The organism is Paenibacillus sp. MY03 (assembly GCF_002165585.1).
In the GTDB taxonomy this organism is placed as follows: Bacteria; Bacillota; Bacilli; order Paenibacillales; family Paenibacillaceae; genus Pristimantibacillus; species Pristimantibacillus agaridevorans.
Map to the genome: position 1 here is coordinate 1 of NZ_MXQD01000076.1, position 19,784 is coordinate 19,784.

At 52.9% G+C, this 19,784-nt stretch carries 15 protein-coding genes; all 15 read left to right on the forward strand.

Annotated features, from left to right (window positions below; translation table 11 throughout):
* Positions 1-173: 173 nt before the first annotated feature.
* The 15 genes from B1748_RS34425 to B1748_RS34500 all read left to right on the forward strand — a co-directional run bounded on the left by B1748_RS34425 (position 174) and on the right by B1748_RS34500 (position 19,460).
* Positions 174-746 carry a DoxX family protein gene (locus B1748_RS34425; RefSeq protein ID WP_087572498.1) on the forward strand — a complete coding sequence of 191 codons (573 nt, stop codon included), beginning with the start codon at positions 174-176 and terminating at the stop codon, positions 744-746.
* Between the two features lie 908 nt (positions 747-1,654).
* Complete coding sequence (locus B1748_RS34430) at positions 1,655-2,386, forward strand: SIS domain-containing protein (RefSeq protein ID WP_087572499.1); 732 nt, start codon at positions 1,655-1,657, stop codon at positions 2,384-2,386.
* A 123-nt stretch (positions 2,387-2,509) separates the two neighbouring features.
* On the forward strand, positions 2,510-4,177 hold the full coding sequence (locus B1748_RS34435) for an extracellular solute-binding protein (protein ID WP_087572500.1): 1,668 nt from the start codon (positions 2,510-2,512) through the stop codon (positions 4,175-4,177).
* 103 nt (positions 4,178-4,280) lie between these two features.
* Positions 4,281-5,210, forward strand: a complete 930-nt coding sequence (locus tag B1748_RS34440; RefSeq protein ID WP_087572501.1) for an ABC transporter permease — start codon at positions 4,281-4,283, stop codon at positions 5,208-5,210.
* Between the two features lie 36 nt (positions 5,211-5,246).
* Entirely contained in the window at positions 5,247-6,131 is an 885-nt protein-coding gene (locus B1748_RS34445) for a carbohydrate ABC transporter permease (RefSeq protein ID WP_256976114.1), read from the forward strand.
* 67 nt (positions 6,132-6,198) lie between these two features.
* Positions 6,199-7,410, forward strand: coding sequence for a DegT/DnrJ/EryC1/StrS family aminotransferase (locus B1748_RS34450; RefSeq protein WP_256976115.1), 1,212 nt, complete (start codon positions 6,199-6,201; stop codon positions 7,408-7,410).
* Between the two features lie 18 nt (positions 7,411-7,428).
* Positions 7,429-9,114 (forward strand): polysaccharide deacetylase family protein, encoded by a 1,686-nt coding sequence (locus B1748_RS37130; protein WP_179215978.1) that lies wholly within the window; start codon positions 7,429-7,431, stop codon positions 9,112-9,114.
* 50 nt (positions 9,115-9,164) lie between these two features.
* Positions 9,165-12,374: a heparinase II/III domain-containing protein gene (locus tag B1748_RS34465; protein ID WP_179215979.1), complete on the forward strand. Its 3,210-nt coding sequence runs from the start codon at positions 9,165-9,167 to the stop codon at positions 12,372-12,374.
* Between the two features lie 168 nt (positions 12,375-12,542).
* Positions 12,543-13,430: a MurR/RpiR family transcriptional regulator gene (locus B1748_RS34470; RefSeq protein ID WP_087572506.1), complete on the forward strand. Its 888-nt coding sequence runs from the start codon at positions 12,543-12,545 to the stop codon at positions 13,428-13,430.
* Positions 13,431-13,466: 36 nt separating this feature from the next.
* Positions 13,467-14,396: an N-acetylglucosamine kinase gene (locus tag B1748_RS34475; protein WP_179215980.1), complete on the forward strand. Its 930-nt coding sequence runs from the start codon at positions 13,467-13,469 to the stop codon at positions 14,394-14,396.
* Between the two features lie 20 nt (positions 14,397-14,416).
* Positions 14,417-15,580 carry a hypothetical protein gene (locus tag B1748_RS34480; RefSeq protein ID WP_087572508.1) on the forward strand — a complete coding sequence of 388 codons (1,164 nt, stop codon included), beginning with the start codon at positions 14,417-14,419 and terminating at the stop codon, positions 15,578-15,580.
* A complete protein-coding gene (locus tag B1748_RS34485; protein WP_179215981.1) occupies positions 15,558-16,550 on the forward strand; it encodes a Gfo/Idh/MocA family protein in 993 nt (330 codons plus the stop codon). The genes B1748_RS34480 and B1748_RS34485 overlap by 23 nt, the downstream gene beginning before the upstream one ends.
* A gap of 59 nt (positions 16,551-16,609) precedes the next feature.
* Positions 16,610-17,611 (forward strand): Gfo/Idh/MocA family protein, encoded by a 1,002-nt coding sequence (locus B1748_RS34490; protein WP_087572510.1) that lies wholly within the window; start codon positions 16,610-16,612, stop codon positions 17,609-17,611.
* Positions 17,608-18,897 carry a neutral/alkaline non-lysosomal ceramidase N-terminal domain-containing protein gene (locus B1748_RS34495; RefSeq protein WP_087572511.1) on the forward strand — a complete coding sequence of 430 codons (1,290 nt, stop codon included), beginning with the start codon at positions 17,608-17,610 and terminating at the stop codon, positions 18,895-18,897. The genes B1748_RS34490 and B1748_RS34495 overlap by 4 nt, the downstream gene beginning before the upstream one ends.
* The gene (locus B1748_RS34500) at positions 18,894-19,460 is read left to right on the forward strand and encodes an SGNH/GDSL hydrolase family protein (protein WP_087572512.1); all 567 of its coding nucleotides are present in this window, start codon (positions 18,894-18,896) and stop codon (positions 19,458-19,460) included. The genes B1748_RS34495 and B1748_RS34500 overlap by 4 nt, the downstream gene beginning before the upstream one ends.
* Positions 19,461-19,784 lie beyond the last annotated feature (324 nt).

Below are 19,784 nucleotides of genomic sequence, written 5' to 3' on the forward strand. Positions count from 1 at the left end.
TTCACCTGTCTACCTAAAGGGGAGCATATCACCTGGTTAGTTGGCTCTTTGTTTTGTTGCAGAAACAAACGGGTACCATAGTGATAGTGACATTTATCACAGCATGATTGAGCATCTATCCATATAATGGACCTATAACCACTACATAATATGAATTTGGAGGTGCAAAGATCATGTCGAAAGAGATCAATATTCCCGAGAACCCGGTCTCCAGATTTTTATTCAGCAGCACGAAGGCTGGTTGGATATGGCTTTTTGTTAGATTGTATCTTGGATATTCGTGGATCACTGCAGGTTGGAAAAAAGTGAACTCGGATGCATGGGTTGGCGAAAACGGGGGAGCCGCGATCAAAGGTTTCGTAAGCGGAGCGTTGGCCAAGGCCGAGGAAGGCAAGGATGTAACGGGCTGGTACGCATCGTTTCTCGAAAACATGGTATTGCCAAATGCGAAAGTATTCGCGGTTATGGTCGCTTTCGGCGAGCTGCTTGTCGGGATTGGTTTAATCGTAGGCTTACTTACAGGTATTGCCGCATTCTTTGGGGCGATCATGAATGTAAGCTTCTTGTTCGCGGGTACGCTAAGCACGAATCCTCTGCTGTTTATCCTTGCCACATGGCTCGTCCTGGCTTGGAAAAATGCCGGCTGGTACGGACTGGACCGCTTCGCATTGCCGCTGCTGGGAACGCCGTGGGCTCGTAAGGGTAATGAATTTGTCGGGCGCGACAGGAATAACACATCTGTATAAAGAATCAACCAAACCTATGCCTTCAATGGCGTAGGTTTTTTTTCTGTTTGTTTTGATTATATTCAAAAAAACGAACAACATAAACAAATTCATATCATTGCCAATCGATTTTGGATTAGGTATGATAACAAAATTAAGCGCTTACAACTTTACTAGGAATGGATGATGAGATGATTCTTAAACGTTTGTATCCCAAAAGTGTCTATATGCAAATTGTTAATAGAGTAGAGAAACTTCAGAGACTTCTAACTCTCACTAATAGCTCCATAAATAAAGAAATCCATTGCTCAGGGACTTGGCGGTGTTATCACTGTCTGAGGCGTGAGCGTTTTTTTGTTGTTTAGGAAATTATGCGACTCCCAGACTTGTAAACATGCGGTAGAAAAATCTAACAGACGCAAGCGACGCTATTTGTCCGATATTTAACCTCAAACAAATCTAATGGACAGGAATGACGCTATTGGGTCGTAATGGAGCCAATTTGCACGATGATGATGCCAATAAGGTCATGTATGTCCTTTAGATTTTAGAAAGCCCCAAAAATCGAAGAATAGCGTTATATGTGTCCGTTAGGCGAGGGAGACTGGACGTTTTTTGGGTTTTTGAATCACCTTTAGGTGATTTTATTCTACATTTAATATAGTTCGCTAATTACTATGGTTCTGCACATATAACTGTCTAAAATCGGTAGGTGTCATACCGGTATGCTCCTTGCAAGGGATAATCATGGAAGCTCCGTATGCGAGAATCCGCATGTCGAATTATGTGGTAAAAAATCTCTTGTGCAGAAATTAAATTCGTGATACATTGAAAAAGAAGTTAAATTTACTTACTAATAACGATATCGTGTAATTTAGAAACATGAGAGGAGAACGCAAGGTTGAAATCAGCCATTTGGTTGAAACGCTATGACACTATCGACTGGAAGTGATGATATGGACGAATATTACAATATTATTATGGGGATTTTGGAGGATTGCTTACAATCTCAGAGGATGAACATCAAGGACTCTGCGGATTTATGCACGAAAGCCATGATCGAGAAAAAGCAACTGTACTTTTTCGGGACCGGCCACTCCCATATGCTAGCCGAAGAAGTGTTCTATCGCGCAGGTGGACTGATTCATATCAAGTCGATTTTGGAACCGTCGCTCATGCTGCACGAAGGAACGACGAAAAGCACCAAAATGGAGCGTTTGGAAGGCTACGCTGAAATTTTGCTCGAGGAACACAAAGTCGAAGCCGGCGATGTCCTGTTTGTCATTTCGAACTCAGGTTTGAATGCGGTTCCAATCGAGATGGCGATCGAAGCCCGGAAACGCGGGGTTTCCGTCATCGCCCTTACGAATTTAAAGCACTCGACGGATGCCAAGCCGAGACATAAGAGCGGAGCCAAGCTTTACGAGCTGGCAGATATCGTCATCGACAACTGCGGCACCGTAGGAGACGCGGCGGTTTTCATGGAATCGATCAACATGTCGGTAGGCCCGACCTCGACGGTAATCGGATCCTTCATTATTAATGCCCTCGTCGTGGAAATTGTCGAGAATCTCATCGCGAACAACATTTTCCCTCAACTGTACCTAAGCGCGAATATAGAGGATGGGGACGAGCATAATGCCAAGGTGGTTCCTTGTTGAAAGCGGATTCATTATTGCGTACGATGCATCATTTATGACGAACCGCCAGTAATGACGAAGATTTCATTACGGGACGAACCAGTCCGGTAGTGTTAAATCATAATAAACTAATGGGGGGTTACAATGAAAAACGGAAATCTGAAAGCCAAGTCAACCTTGTTGATCGCAATCTGTCTCATCGTCGCAACGGGCTGCAGTAACAACGGCAATACAAAGAACGAGGGCTCCACCGCCTCGCCGAGCTCCGAAGCGACAAGCTCTGAAGCCACCGCAGCACCGGAAAAAAAGGAAAACATGAAGCTATTTATGACGAACTCCGGACTTACGATGCCGGATGGCACCGACCCTAGCAATAACGAATTCATTAATGTAGTCGAAAATTACGCGAACGTGGACTTGGAAGTTACCGTGCCCGAGTTCGCCGATTATGCCACGAAGTTGAACCTGCTACTCGCTTCCGGCAACCTTCCCGACATCGTGCATACAAACAATGTCGACCCCGTAAACGCGGCGGCAGAAAAGGGAGCCTTTATCGATCTCAAACCCTATTATGACAATTCTCCTGAAATACAAAAATGGATTACCCCTGAAATGATGGAGATGGCAAGTTACAAAGGGAAATACTACCGATTGCCGATGGCTACCGGCAAAGACGCGCCTCAAGGCGGAGGCAACTACATCAACAAAGATCTGCTTGACAAGTACAACGACGGCCAATATCCGGATTCAGTCGAAGGATATGTCGAATTGCTAAGAAAGATCAAAGCTGCCAACCCGGACGCCGTACCTCTTACCGCGTACCAAGACCCGGGCTCTGGTGTAATCTTCCTCGGCGGCCAAGGCTTCTTCCAATGGTACGGCGCTAGACCGAACGAATTCCGTGTGCAAGACGGCAAAGTGATCAGCACGTTTGTACTTCCAGAATACAGGGAAGCCGTCGAGTTGTATAGACAACTCTACAAAGAAGGTTTGCTTGATCCAGGATTCGCTACAAACGACTGGGGCAAATGGTACAACAACCTGAACAAAGACGCATTGCTCGTCAACGATACGGCGGACCAGCTAATGCCGCTTGCAGCTTTCCACAAGCAAAGCAAAGGAACGCAATCGGATACGTCTTTCCGCTCGCAAATCGCATTCGCTCCGCCGCTTAAAACCTATCCTTCTGTACTGAAGGATGTGAAGTACACGTACATGAAGAAAGGATCGCCGATTATTTTTCACGGCATCTATATTTCCAGCAAGACCAAGGATCCGGAAAGAGCTTTCAGAGTATTGGAGGGTTTCGCTTCCGACGAACTAAACGAAGCGATCTTCTGGGGCAAAGAAGGCTCCGAGTACACGGTCGAAAACGGCAAGCGCGTACCGAACTCCGAAAAGTTGCTCGATGCCAACCGTTACTGGTCCTTGCAGCTCTCGATCGTGCGCGGCTTCTCCGCCGGCGCGGAATCGAAAGCGGCGCAACAACTGCAAACGCTGGGACAAGAGGAATTCGACTATTCCAACAACAGCCTGAAGATTGTTGCGGACCAAGCGGAAGAAGTGGGCGTCAACATGTTCTCGCTCATTCCGGTGCTGGATGAAATCGCTCTCAAGCTGCCCGAATCGAACAAATTCCTCAGCGCCGCCACGGTAGACGCGATCATGGGCAAAATCAGCATGGAGCAGTTCGACAAGAAGGTCGGCGAATATTCGGATAAGTACAGCTTCATCGCCGATGCCTATACGAAGTACATGAACGAGAACAAGGCGAAGCTGGATAGCTGGGGCGTTAAAGAAGTGAACTGGTAATTTACAGGGAACCGATAATGGTGTGGGATGCATGTAATGGCATACATCCCACACCAAAAACTTCCGGAATTTATTCGAAGTCAGGGGCAGGTGTTATCTTGAGATGGAGTCCGCCGTCAAGCGAATTAAAAAAAGGAAAATCACGAAGAGGGTATTAGGGCTGTATCTTCTGATTGCTCCGATACTCGTACTATTGTTTTTGTTCAGCTACATTCCGATGTACGGCATTCTCATTTCCTTCCAGGACTACTTTCCTTATAACGGCGTCAGCGGCAGCGACTGGGTTGGATTGAAGCATTTCAAATACTTTTTAACGGATGACACCTTTTATAACGTGTTTAAAAATACGCTCATCATCAACTTTTACGACATCGTCTTCGGTTTCACCGCACCGATCGTTTTCGCAATATTAGCCAACGAGCTGTTGTATAAGCCATTTAAGAAAATCGTCCAATCGATCTCGTATTTGCCGAATTTTTTCTCCTGGGTCGTCGTCGCCGGTCTCATGAAATTACTGCTGACCCCGGAAGCGGGCGGATTGGTCAACTCTACATTGAAGACCCTGTTCGGAATGGATCCGATCAACTTTTTGGGCGAAGATGACCTGTTCGTTCCGATCGTCGTCGCGCTTGATATTTGGAAAGGCGTCGGCTTTAGCGCGATTCTGTACTTTGCGACGATCGCCAACATTCCATCCGAACTTTACGAGGCGGCATCAATCGATGGGGCATCGAGAATCCGGAAAGTGATTCATATTACGTTGCCAAGCATGTTGCCGATTATCGTATTGATGTTCTTGCTCAAATTATCCACGATATTTTCAATCGGTTTCGATCGTATATTTAACCTGCAGAACCCGCTTGTTTACGAGAGCTCCGAAGTCATCAGCACCTATGTCTATCACGTTGGTCTTCAGCAAGCGCAATTTAGCTTGACAACGGCGATCGGCTTAGTGCAAAGTTTGCTCGGGTTTACGCTGCTGATCGTCAGCAACAGGCTCTCCAAACAGTTCGTGGGCCTCGGACTCTACTAATACCAAGGTTAGCAAGGAAAGCGAGGGGGCTTCCAGTTGAATCACAGATCGCCATCCAGGATCGTATTTGAAGTTTTCAACTACATGGCATTTGCGGTGTTTACGTGCATCATTCTCATCCCGATTATTAATGCGCTTGCAATTTCGTTTAGCAGCTATGATGCGGTCGCCGCCGGCGAGGTTGGGCTTTGGCCTGTCAATTTCAACGTGCATGGCTATTTGACGATCGTGACGAACTGGACCTTCGTCACCACTTTCTTTAATACGGTAGGGATTACGGTCGTGAACACGTGCTTTAGCATCGGGAGCGCACTTGCAGCCGGATACGTGCTCGGAAACAAACATCTGATCGGCAAAAGAATGCTGATGATTTACATCCTGATTCCGATGTATTTTAGCGGAGGTTTGATTCCCTTTTACTTGACGGTCAATCAGTTGGGCCTTTACAACACGTATTTTGCTCTGATTTTGCCAGCACTCGTCAACGTTTTTTACATTATTGTTTTCAGGAATTCAATCGCGAACATACCGGCCGAGCTGGCCGAATCGGGCGAAATCGACGGAGCTGGCGACTTGACGATTCTGGTACGGATTCTCTTGCCTGTCATCAGTCCGATGATCGCAGCCTTCGTCATCTTTAGCGCGGTAGCTTACTGGAACGAATGGTATAACGTCTTGCTTTTCATCTCGGACGACGACAAATACACGTTGCAATATTGGCTGAGGCAGCTTCTGGTGAGCCACGAATTTTCGGATTCGCCTAATAATCCGTTAAGGGCAATTGTGAATTTGGATCGAGTCAGCCAGAGTACGCTCGAAATGGCGGCAACGATAATAACAATTGTTCCGATTGCGCTCGTTTACCCGTTTATGCAGAAATATTTTATCCACGGCATCGTCGTAGGCGCCGTCAAAGGTTGAGAGGCTTTGGCTATTAGCTTCAAATATTCGATAAGCAAATTACTTCAGGATGAGGAGATGGAAGACGATGACATTGGCAATCGCAGGAGGAAAGCCGGTTCGGACGAAACCGTTCGCGCAATGGCCGATATTCGACGACTTGGAACGGGAGTACGTGCTTCGCGCTTTGGATTCGGGCAAATGGGGCGGCGTAGGCAGCACGTTTGGAGGGGAGGAGCCTTTCATTCCGCAGTTCGAACGTGAATTCGCAAAGCTGCAGGACGCGAACCATGCCGTTAGCTGCGTCAACGGCACAGTGGCGATTACCGTTGCGCTCCAAGCAGCCGGCGTCAAAAGCGGAGACGAGGTCATTATTCCTCCTTACACATTCGTCGCGACTGCTACCGGGGTGCTCGCTTTCGGGGCGATTCCCGTGTTCGTCGATATCGAGGAAGATACGCTGCTGATTGATCCGGACAAGATCGAACAGGCCATTACGCCGAAGACGAAAGCCATCATAGCAGTTCATATTGCCGGGGCGGTCGCGGACATGACCCGGATTATGGAAATCGCCCGCAAGCACAATCTTGCCGTCATCGAGGATGCGGCGCAAGCCGTCGGCGCGCAGTGGGAAGGCAAAGGCGTCGGGGCTATCGGCGATTTGGGCACATTCAGCTTCCAGTCGAGCAAAAACCTGAACGCGGGCGAAGGCGGCATCGTCATCACGAACGACTCGTCCTTGTGGTCCCAAGCGTGGTCGATCTGCAACGTCGGACGCATTCCGGAAGGAGCTTGGTACCAGCACGAGGTGCTTGGGCAAAACTATCGGATTACGGATATACAGGCGGCGCTATTGCTGGCCCAAATGACCCGGTTGGAGCAGCAAATGATCCAACGGGAAAAAAACGCACAAATTCTCGATGGACTGATCGGGGAGATTCCGGAGCTGACGTTGGTTCGCAGAGATCCCCGCATAACTCGACATGCCCATCATATCTACATGTTCAAGCTGGAGCGGGAATTCGCAGAACGGATCGACAAAAACGAATTCATTCTCAGGGTCAACGCGGAGGGCATTCCGATCTCCTATGGATACGTTCCGCTTAACCAGACTAACGCCGTATTAAGCGCTACCAAGCAGTGGCTGGGAGAAGAACGAAGCTTTGAGTGTCCGATCTGTGAGCGCTTATCCGCCAAGCAAGTGCTTTGGCTGGGACAAAACGTACTGTTGTCCGAAGAAGAAGCGCTGCACGATGTCGCGGAGTCATTGAACAAAGTGATTCGTTCCTTCGATGTCTGATCCGAGGAGATATCTGCGATGAAAATAGCTAGAGTAGGGATCTTAATTGACCAACGTATGATGGCCAAACGCCATCGTTACGGCTTGAACGCGTTTGAAAGCTACTTGACCGAAATATTGGCGCATGCTGGGATTACGCATCGCATGCATGCGTCCTTGCAGGAAGCGATAGATGCCGAGACGGATATTCTCGTCGTGGCGCTGGAGGACGACGACCCCTCCGATCTGGAACGAATATTCCAATTCGCAGAGCAAGGAGGGACCGTCGTCTCCTATGGCGGGCTTGATAAGTTAGCCGATCGACTGGGTTGTGCACGGCTCAAAGCACGGAACGAAGTGTACGCGCTTGTGCCGGAGGAGCATGGTAATTATCCTCCTTTGCGCGCATTACGGGCGGATCCGTGGCAGCCGGAAGAAGCATCGGATATTCAAGTTGTGTCGTTCGGCAAGCTAACGTCTCTGAGTAAAGACGACGGCCGAGATGATGCGCTGTTGCTGTGTTTTTGGGTGGGGGAGGGCTCCATCGATAGATTTAGTGTAAATATTCCTAGTATGGTAGTCGCATTTCAGCAGGGAGCGGAGCCCGTTCTAAAGGACGGGTTTCCCGCCATGGACGGCAGCGCCGAGGTGAACGACGGAGTTCTCAAAGCCGACGACGGCATGCAGCTGGATTGGGAGCTTGACCGGCTTCGGACCGAAACCGGGCAGATGTATTTCGCTTACCCGTACGCCGATTTCTGGCGAGAGATTTGCGTAGGGCATTTGCTTAGAACGGTCGTTAGCAAAGGAATGACGCTGCCCTTCGTCGGCTATTGGCCGGACGGGGTGCAAGGCGTCGCGACGATCTCTCACGACAGCGACGGCAATGAGGACGCGCATGCAGCAAGCACCCTCGCGCTGCTCAAGGAACACGACATCCAAACGACTTGGTGCATGCTCGAGCCGGGGTACGGCGCGCCTGTCTACCGGGAAATCAAAGAGAACGGCCATGAATTGGCGTTCCATTATAACGCTCTTCATTTGGAGAACCGAATTTGGGATCAGGCGGATTTCCATCGCCAGCTCGGTTGGCTAAAGGATGCGGCCGAATGCGATGTCGTCTTGACGAACAAAAATCACTATACCCGGTTCGAAGGCTGGGGCGAATTGTTTCAATGGTGCGAGGAGGCCGACATTGTCGTCGACCAAACCCGCGGACCGAGCAAAGGCGGCAACGTCGGATTTCTGTTCGGCACCTGTCATCCGTTCTTTCCGATCGCTTGGTCGGACGAAGGCAACCGGCTGTACCGTGTACTGGAAATCGGCTTCCTGACCCAAGACATGGGCATCGGACTCCCATGGGCGGATACGAGCATTATCGGGACCTTCTTGGAACAGACGAAACGCGCCGAAGGTGTGGCTCACTTTCTGTTTCATCAATACCACATTCATACGAACCCGCGCGTCGTCGATGCGTTCGGCCAAGTCGTTCGGGAGGCGAGGCAGGCAGGATTCGAGTTTTGGACGTCGGCGCGTATTTACGAATGGGAAATGCTGCGCAGACGGATCCGGTTCGAGGGCGTGGACATGGAGGGGCATGCGGCACTCGCGGACGGGACGGCATGCGAAGGAGCGATCGTCTGGACTCCGCTTCCTCAAGGATCTGCGGCGCGGGACGGCGAAGAACTGCGATTTGGCGTTCGCTGCGTGAAACAGGTTTTGTAAGATTGGAGACGGCGCTTGAGCCGAATAGAATCATAAAAAGGAGAAAACACATGGCTTCTTCCATCCGCTCCGAATTATGGCTTCCTCCCGAGGAGATCGTGCCGGATTTATCGCTGATCCATCCTCGGGTTTTTTATTCGCAGGAAACAATCGCTTCCTATCAGGAAGCGCTAAAACAGGAAGCGCCGTCGAATGATCGCTACAGCCGGCGGAGCTTGGCGGCGAAATTAGCGGAACAGGCGGACGCTCTGCATTTTATGGCGCTTAAGGACGAGGAGATTTTCCGGCTTCTTCCGGCGCCATACAGCTATTATTGGTACGGCGTTACGAATCCGGTCGCGCCGGATGGAACAAGAGTTCATCCGATCGGCTGGGATAGTCCGGGCAAAGTCATATCCGAAGCCGGGCATACGTATCCAAACGAAAGTTATCCGGACGAAGGAGAGGGTTGGGAGGATCCGCAAGGCAGGCGATATTACTTCGTCGGCCGTTGGAACGGCTTCGTTGTCGACGAAATGAGCAAGGCCCTTGAGAAGCTGGCCTACGCCTATATCGCGACCGGCGACATGCGCTACGCGCGCAAGGCCGCGGTCCTTTTCGACGGTCTTGCCTCCATCTATCCGACCGCGACCGAAGGACCGCTCGATTATCCCGAGTGCGCCCCCGGCCTGGAAGGCGGCAGGCTGGAGCGCCCGCTCTATCAGGTGGCCCGCACGATGCTGTGGTTCGTCAACGCGGCGGACTTGATTTGGTCAAGCGGCGCGCTGGACGCGCCGTCGGTTGCTTTTCCGGGTTATACGATCAAAGTGAATCTTGTATACAACCTACTTCTAAATGGCGCCGATTATTGTTACAGGGAATCGCATCGACCCGGTTACTTCGATCAGCTTCATAACGGAACGGCCGACTACAACCTGGGCCTGCTCGCGGTCGGTTCGCTGCTTGGGATCGAAACTTACGCATCGTGGATGCTGGACGGGCCGACCTCCATCCGTTATATGCTTGCCAACAACGTGGACCGGGACGGCAATTATTTCGAAACCTCTGCCTTATATGGCAGATGGACGCAAGGGCTATACATGCATGCCGCGGATATGCTTTACGAGCTAAGGATACCGAAGTATCCCAACGGCGTAAATTTGTTTGACGATGCCCGGTTCGCGCGGTGTTACGTCGGCTTGGCGGACAAAAATGCAATCGCCGGCAGGGCTCCCGCGTACGGCGATAGTCCCGTCGACGATAGGATCGAGTCCGGATTAGGCTTTGATCCGCTCGAAGCCGAGTGGATTTATCGCTTCTGTCTCCGTGCCGGAAGCGACGAGCAGCGCGTGAAGTATCGGCGGGTGTTCGCGGAGCTGATGTCGAGACGTGTTGGCGTGCCTGTATTGGACGACTCGGCTTGGGCGATCTTGAACGATGTCCGGCTGCAGGGGGAGGAAGATTTGTCCGAATCGCCTCGGTCAGCGGTTTCGGATGTGCTCGGCGGCAAGGGCTTGGCTTACCTGCGCTCGAAGCGTGCCGATCGAGGCGCTGTTCTGCGTTATGGACCGACATTGAACCACGGTCACACCGACGAGCTCGCCATCATGCTGTATGGGGACGGGCGAGAGCTTTCGTTCGATCCGGGATACGGCATGAGCCATTATCGGAGCGGCTGGCAGTTTCAGACGATATCGCACGTAACCGTCGCGGTCAACGGCGTCAGTCAACTGGACGCGAAGTCTGCGGGCGGAAGCCTGCGATCGTTCGGCGCTTTTTCCGAAATGAGCTTCGCAGAAGCTTCTGACGAAGCGGCCTATGCCAATGAAAGCGTGAGAGAATACCGCAGATTGCTCGCGATGGTCGACTTGCCCGGAGGAGACGGCTACTTCGTCGACCTGTTCCGGGTCGAAGGAGGACATATGCGCGATTATTCCTTCCATGGAAAAGGAGTTGCGTTCCGATCGGAAGGCTTGCAATTGTCCGACAGCAGACCGGGCTCACTGGGCGGCGAGAGCATGGATTGGGGCCGGATCTACGGAGACGGCAGAGTCGAAGCTTTATCGGACCAGTCGTTCGATTATGTTCCGCCCGGGCATGGCTACGGGTTCCTCATGAAGCCGCGATCGGCCAAACCGGAAGGTGCTTGGAGCGCGGAGTGGAGCAACCCCGGACGGCTTAAGCTGACGATGCTGCCCGCGGTCGGCAGGGAAATCATCGTCTTGGACGGACCGTCCGTCATGGGCGTCCAATACGCGATCGCCCGCGACGAAGGCGATGCGGCGCGGCCTTTCGTATCGGTCATCGAGGCAGGGGAAAACCGCGAGCCCGTGACCGTCAGTCCGCTCTCGGTGAAAGAGCAGGAGACTTTCCCTTCGAATGTCGCATTCTCCGTCTCGTCCGGGACATCGGTCGTAGATTACTGGCTAAGCGCCAAGGAAAAGGAGATCCACGCTGCCGATCCCGCTAGCGGCATTGCGATTTCCTCGGATGCGGAGCTCGCGCGAGTGTCGATCGACGCGGAAGGCAACATCCGCAGCGCACAAATGGCCAAGGGCACGAGCCTGCGTTTCGGAAGCTTTGTATTGATCGCCGCGCATGCCGAATTAAAAGGAACGATTACCGCCGTCGACGCCGAACGGGGAGAAATTCGGATGGAACGGTCTTGGGAAGAAGAAGCGGAAGTCGCCGGAGCGTTGTGCCTGATCGACTCGCCGTCCTATTCGCATAATTCTCCGTATCGGATCAGCTCCTGCCTGACGGACGGACGCGATGCGATAATCGGACTGGATCCGGGCGATTTGCTGCTTGCTTCCGGAAAGCTTCGGGAACGGCCGGAAGGCGGCGATCTGCCTAACGGCGTCAATCTGCCGTTTTCCCGGAACGTTCGGCGTCTTGGGCCGAATGCTTATTTCAAAGGCAAACGCGTGGAAAACGACGACGGAGCGGCTGCGACGATTAGGGCAGTCCAAAGCGATTATGCGGGAATCGAAGTGGATGACGCGAGCGGTTTTCGCGAAGGGGATTACATTCGCATCGTGGACACGCAAGCGGGCGACGAGCTTTCCATTCCCGTTACGGTCGACCTGACTAGGCTGGCTTGCGGAGACTACGAGCTGCGGTCGCCGATCGCTGTGTGTCTGTCTTCGCGGGGCGATCGCCCCATAGAGGTCTGGAACGGGGAAAAATGGCGCCCGGCCGCGAGAGAAGCAGGTTACCCGGCTGTTCCGCTGTATCGGATAGAGCCAATGGAAGGCGGTATCGTTACCCTTCGCATGTGAGTAAACGGATCTTCTCATTGTATTTCCGCTAATCTCGTGTTACTTTTATTGTGTAGGGATATTTACTATAAATATATATATTTAAGTAGTAAATAAAACATCAATAAGATCGGCCGACATTATGGAAAGTCGAGTTATACACCACAAGATGAAAGGGATTGTTGAACGTTGAAAAACAATATGATGAGCACCGAACAGACGGCTTTGTCCGGCAGCGTCATGATCATGATCCAGAACGTTTACAAGCAATTGCGTCAATCCGAAAGAGCCGTCGCGGATTACATCATCCAAAATCCGGAGAACGTGATCAATAGCAATATTTCCGAAGTCGCCAAAGAATGCAGCATCAGCGAAGCGACGGTGATTCGATTTTGCAAAACGGCCGGCTTCGCCGGCTTCCACGATTTGAAGCTGAGCTTGGCCAGGGGAGCTTCCAATACCATGGATACTCCATTGATTTACGAGAATATCAAGAAGGAAGACAGTCTCGATTCGGCAATCGAGAAGATGCACGCGAACAACATGCAGGCGTTGACCGGCACGTTCAAGTGCTTGAATCTCGATCAATTGAGCGAAGTATCGAGAGCGATCAGCAAGACGCGTCTCATTCATATTTTCGGTTTGGGCACCTCCGGTCTGGTCGCCCAATACGCGGAGTACCGATTCGTTCGCATCGGTTTGCTCGCCAGAGCCTGCACGGACAGCCATCAAATCGCCTTGGCTACTGCCCTTGTTCAGAAGGACGACGTGGTGCTCATCGTTTCGCAATCGGGCACCACTAAGGACATCGTCGAACAGATGGATGTTCTAAAGAAAAAAGAGGCGATCACCATTTGCATTACGGGGTATCCAAATTCGCCCGCAGCCAAGCTGAGCAAACACATCCTTCGCAACATGGTCCACGAGGCTCCATTTGCCAGCGGCGGAATTCCGTCTTTGATGGCCCAGCTCAGCGTCGTCGATGCTTTGCTGGCTGGAGCGTCGCTAAACGATTTCGACCATTCCATCCGGATGATCGAGGAGACGGGCGAAGCGCTGAAATCCAAAAAATATTAAACCCTGCAGCAGCGCATGGAGAGGGCGGATCATCCTATGGCGGAATTCGTATTGGGCATTGACGGCGGAGGCACCAAGCTGGCGGCCGTCCTGGAAAATCTCCAAACAGGCGAGCAATTTAGTTTGTCGACGGACGGAGGCATCAATTCGATTATCGACGATCCGGAAGATTCTCGCCGACATTTGAGAAGCATGATCGAAGATATCGTGATTTTATTGTCGGCTAAGGAAGGAACGTTGTCCGGCATATGTATCGGATCGGCTTCGGTCATGACGGATTACGAAAAAAACCATTGGTGCGAAGAACTGCTGTCCCAGTCTTTTCCCGGAGTGCCGATCGGTGCGGTAACCGATTCCCGCATCGCGCTGGAAGGCGCGCTGCGGGGCGAACCGGGAGCCATCGTGATCGCGGGAACGGGCTCGATTTCCTTATCGAAGGATAGCCTCGGTCAAATGAAGCGATGCGGTGGTTGGGGCTCGTTGTTCGGAGACGAGGGAAGCGGCTATTGGATCGGCTGCGAATCGCTTCGGGCCGTAGCGAAGCATTGGGACGGCAGAGGCGACGCTACGCTGCTGACCGACCGGCTGCTCGAAAAGCTGCAGGTTTCCACGTTCGAGGGCATTATTCAGAAGGTTTACGGAGAAATGGACAGAAAAGAAGTCGCCTCGCTCTCCGTCATTACCGGAGAGTGCGCAGCCGATCGCGATCCCGCGGCGATGCAGATTGTTGAAGAAGCAGGCGCGCATCTGGCGTGTTTAGCTTCTACGATTCTCGAGCAAACCGTATGGGAGAGTAAACCCTTGCTTTCTTATGCAGGCGGCGTATTTCGAATGGGAGAACAAATGAAACGTTCCTTCCTTTCGCATCTGGGACCGTGGAACAGTGTGTTGACGGAGCCTCACGAACAGCCGGCCTACGGAGCTGTTTTATTGGCATTGAGGATGAAGGAAGCAGCTCGTTATTAACGGAGAAAGCGGTGATTCGGATGAAGGCTGGATTTGCGAAACGTGAAATCACGCCTTCGCTCCCCGCCGAGATGGGAGGCTATGCTGCAAGGACTGGTATAGCGAAGAACGTTCACCGTCCTTTGTATTGCAGGACGATGGCCGGCTGGGAGGAGGGCCTGCCATTTGCCGCCGTCGCGCTTGACCTTCTCGGTGTCGATCTTCGGTTGCGGGAGGAAACGTGCCTGTATGCGGCATCGGTATGCGGCGTGCCGAGGGAGAGAATAAGCTTGATCGCTTCGCACACGCACTGCGCGGTCGACGGCGTACCGGACGTGCTGCGCAAAGGTTTATGGACGCGGCAAACCTCCCACGTTCCGCGGGAATACAGGGAGCTGCTCGTCCGCGTCATCGCGGAAAGCATCGCGGAAGCGCTGGAGCGAGCGGAGGATGTCCGGCTGCAGTGGCATAGATCCGAGTGCGAGGGAATTGCGGGCAATCGCAGGGATCGTGATCAAGAAGCGGATCCTTCCGTTCACGTTCTGACCGCGGTGAGCCGGCGAACCGGCCAAACGATCGGAGGGCTGGTTCATTTCGCGTGTCATCCCACGGTCATCGGTCCTTCCCACGGCAGCGTCTCTCCGGATTTTCCCGGGGCGCTGTTGGACTTATTGGAAAGCCGGTATCCAGGCGGCTTCTTTTTATACGCGAACGGAGCGGCAGGGGATGTCAGTTGCCGATATACGAGAAAGTCGCCCGATCCGGAGGAAGCGGACCGGATGGGTAAACTTTTGTTCTCTTCGCTTGAAAAAATGGTTTCACTAGAGGCGCCGGCGTCGTCGCCAAGCTATGCATCGACGGCGGTAAGTTTTTGTTATCGCGATGCCTTGGATGGAAGTCTTGGAGAAACATGGCTGCAGCAGCTGACGATCGCGGGCCAAAGGCTGTGGCTGGTGCCCGGGGAGGCATTCTCGAGCAGCGCGAAAGCGGCTGGACAGATGGATCCGCGGACGCTGATCGTCGGATACGCAAACGACTATATCGGCTATCTCCCTGATGAACCGGCTTGGGCCGAGGGCGGCTACGAAGTCGAAGTGAGCAGGCTGACCGCGGACGAGGTCGGTCGTCTTTGGCGTACGTTTTTATCAATCGAAAATGACGAGCATCAATCGGGAGGTTCGAATGGAATCGAATCGCACTATTAGAGTGGCCGTCGTCGGCAGCGGCACGATGGGCCAAGTGTATGCCTCTTGTTTAAAGAAAATCGCTAACGCCGATTTTGCAGGATTTCACTCCCGCCCGACTGAAGCGGCGAACGCCGCGGCGGAGCGGTTCGGAACACGGCTATACGGGAGCTACGAGGAACTGCTGGCGAATCCGGACATTGACGCGGTTTGCATTACGCTTCCTACCTATTTGCATCGCGAATACGCGATTCAAGCGTTGGAAAACGGCAAACACGTCATCTGCGAAAAGCCAATCGCATTAAACGTGCCCGATGCCGAAGCGATGATCTCGGCGAGCGAACGTTACGGTCGTAAGCTGCTCGTTGGCCATATTCTGCGGTTTATGCCCGAATATCGGAACGTCTATAACCATGTACGCAAGGGCAGTATCGGTAACGTCGGCGTTTGTCACGCGAAACGGGCGAGCCTCCATCCGCCCGCCGGAAGCTGGTTTCACGACGGGACGCTAAGCGGCGGAGTGCTGTTCGATCTCATGATCCACGATATCGATTTTATGTTATGGACGGTAGGGAGCGTCCGAAGTGTGTATGCCAAAGTCCATAAAGCTCCCGGCATCGAATACGCAAATGCGACGCTGCGATTCGATAACGGAGCGATAGCGAATCTGGAGGCGCATTGGGGTTATCCCGGCCCTTTCCGGGCGGAAGTCGAGTTGGCCGGTCCGGCCGGCATACTTCGAAGCAGCAATGCAAACGCGAATCCGATGACGAGGCTGGACAGCGCGCAAAAGCAAGGGGCCGGAGAAGGGGTGTACATTCCGCAGTCGATGTTGCGTAAGGATCCCTACCTGTCGGAGCTGGAACACTTTATTTCGTGTATTCGGACGGGCGCGGAGCCGATCGTTACCGCATCGGATGCAACGGATGCCGTCCGTATCGCCCTGGCGGCGGGGGAATCCGCGAGAACCGGCTTGCCGCAAAGGCTCTGACAGGCTTGATCGGATGGAGTCAATCATAATCGATTGCAGGGATAGAGGAGGGCTGTTTGGTGGATGTCTTGAAAATCGGAATAATCAGCTTTGCTCACATGCATGCGCTGAGTTATTTGAACCAATTGTCCAAAAGGAACGATGTTCGCGTAGTTGGAGGATGGGACGAGGACCGGCAGCGAGCGGCTTCCGCGCTTGTGGAATACGAATTGCCGACGTTCGGTCGGCTGGAGGATTTGTTGGCTACAGATATTGACGCGGTTATTGTCTGCTCGGAGAACGTGCGGCACGCGGAGCATGTCGTTGCCGCGGCTCGCGCGGGCAAGCACGTTTTATGCGAAAAGCCTCTCGGAACGACTTCCCTGGACATGCAGGAAATGATTACAACGTGCCGGGAGCATGGCGTGCATCTGATGACGGCTTTTCCTTGCAGATACTTTACGTCCGTTCGGGAGACGAAAGCGGCTTTGGACCGGGGAGACATCGGCGCGGTTATCGCGATAAAAGGTTTGAACCGGGGCACGATGCCGGGCGGTTGGTTCGTCGACCGGACGAAATCCGGAGGCGGCGCCGTTTTGGACCATACGGTGCACTTGCTGGATTTGATGCGGTGGTTTCTGAACGACGAGCCCAGGACGGTCTACGCGGAAGCGGGCAAGCTGTTTCACCATTCGTTGTCGGTCGAAGACGCGGGGATCGTACATGTGACGTTCGAAGGAGGCACGACCGCGGTGCTGGATACGAGCTGGTCGAGAGGGCCGGGCTTCCCCGCGTGGGGCGACGTGACCATGGAAATCATCGGCACGGAAGGAGTCATCAGCTTGGATGCTCTTGCGCAAAAAAACGATTTGTACGTGCATGCGAGCGGCCATGAAGAATGGAGCTATTGGGGTGACGACGCGGACGAAGGCATGCTCGAAGCTTTTATCGAAGCGATACGATCGGGAAGCGCGGTGCCCATCACGGGCGAAGACGGCAAGGCGGCTGCGGAGGTAGCGCTTGCGGCTTACGAATCGATCCAATCGGGAGTACCAGTCGAGATAGGGAGGTCGTGCGAATGATGATGCAACTGGGAACCGCGAAAGTCGATATTACGCCCAGCCGCTCCGTGCCGTTGGCGGGCTTTTCGAGCCGCGCTGCTCTAGGCGCGTTCTCGAGCGTCGCGCATCCGCTGCATGCGCGGATATGCTGTTTCCAAGACGGTGACGCCAAGCTTGCCGTCCTTGTAAGCGCGGATTTGCTGTGGTGGGGGGACCGGATCAGCGACAACCTCCGGCAACAGATCCGTCGGCGTTGGCCTGCTGCGGTAGCGATTATTTTACATGGCACCCATTCGCATTCTGGCCCGCAAACGGCCGACAACCTGTCGAGTTACCTCGGCCTGCCGGATTCCGAATACATGGCGGATTTGGAACAAAAGATGCTCTCGGGCATCGAAGAAGCGATCGGCAGCCTGGAGCAGGTAACGGCCGAGCGCGGCGAAGGAGAATGCGGAATCGCCATAAATCGCCGCCATTTCCGTAACGGGGACGTCCAGCTTGAACCCAATACGACGGGACCGGTGGACCGCGAGCTTACCGTCATTAGGTACCGCGTTCCGGACGGCCGAGTCAAAGCCGTTTTCGTTCATTACGCTTGTCATCCGGTCGTAAATTCGGAGAACGTCGCGTCCTCCGAATTTACGGGCTTCGCGATGGATTTATTGGAGGAGTCGATCGGAGACGGGGCCGTATGCGCGTTTCTTCAGGGGACGTGCGGCGACATTAACCCGGTTGCCGGCGAACTCGGAGGCAAGGCGAGGGTCGTCGAACTGGGCCGACAATTGGCCAAAGACGTTACCTCCGTGATGGAAGGCATCATGCATCCGCTGTCCCCGGCCAGCCTTAGGTTCCTCACGGAGCGCGTAGATCTGCCTCTTCAGAGACTGCCGGACCGCGAATATCTCGAAACGCTTCAGTCGGATTCGAATGCGCTTGGAGAATGGAGCCGCCATTTGCTTCGATTGCCGAACGGCATCCCTTCCTCGTTGCCGCTTGAGGTCACCGCGGTAACCTTGCAGGAGGGGCTCGCATTATTGGCGATGAACGCTGAGGTCGTAGTGGAATACGGACAGTTTCTCAAATCGATTTCGGGCAAACGGATCTTGCCGCTCGGATACAGCAACGGGATGATCGGTTACGTGACGACGGCGCGGCAACTGGACGAGGGCGGGTACGAGCCGGTCGATTCGACCGTTTACTTTAGCATGCCGGCTCCCTTTTCCCATGAGGCCGAACCTCTCGTGCGGGAAATGTTTCAGAGGATGACCCGTTATATCGAATCGACAGAAGTGGAGGAAAGCCTATGAAAAAGATGTGGCTGATCGGGGATTCGATTCGCATCGGCTATCAACCGTTCGTTCAAAGCGGAATGGATGGCATCGCCGCCGTCGCAGGGCCTGAGGACAACTGTCGTTTTTCGAAGTATACACTTTGGTATGTCGATATTTGGCTGAATGAATTCGGCAGGCCCGATCTTATCCATTGGAATAACGGAATGTGGGACGTGTACCGGCACGAAGGGGATAATTCTCCTTTCGAGTCGCTGGATGGTTATATCGCGAACATGCGGCAGATTTATGAGAAGCTGGAGAAATACGGGGTCCCGATCATATACGCAACGACTACGCCGGTCAAACCCGATCATCCCAACTGCCGCAACGAGTTGATCGACCAGTACAACGACGCGATCGTCGAGATGCTGCGCTCCGAAGGAGTCGCGATTAACGACCTGAACGCCGTTATTCGAACGAAGATGAATGATTATATCAGCGAAGACGGCATGCATTTGACGGAGGAAGGCAGCAAAGCTTGTTCTCAAGCCGTAACGGATATCGCGAAAGCTTATTTCAAAGCTGGAAGAACCGATTGATATTCAACTGACATACGTAGTTCGCCGAACCAGGCTGCGTTGCTGGTCATCAAAGAAGGGCTGGGTCGCTCCACCACCTCAGGTGTGAAGCGACCCAGCCTTTTTCTAAACATGGCCTCTTATTTCTCGGAATGAAACTTACTGCGCCGCCAAAGGACGGCAATATTCGTTTGGGGCTCTCCGATGCAGATTAGTTTGCGTTGTTTGCGCAACAATTGAGCGAAAATACACAATTATGGTGAGATAAGAGCCATTCACTTATATATTTGTACATATATACATAAATTTTGGTTCAGAGGGGTTCCGAACGACGATCTGAAGCGA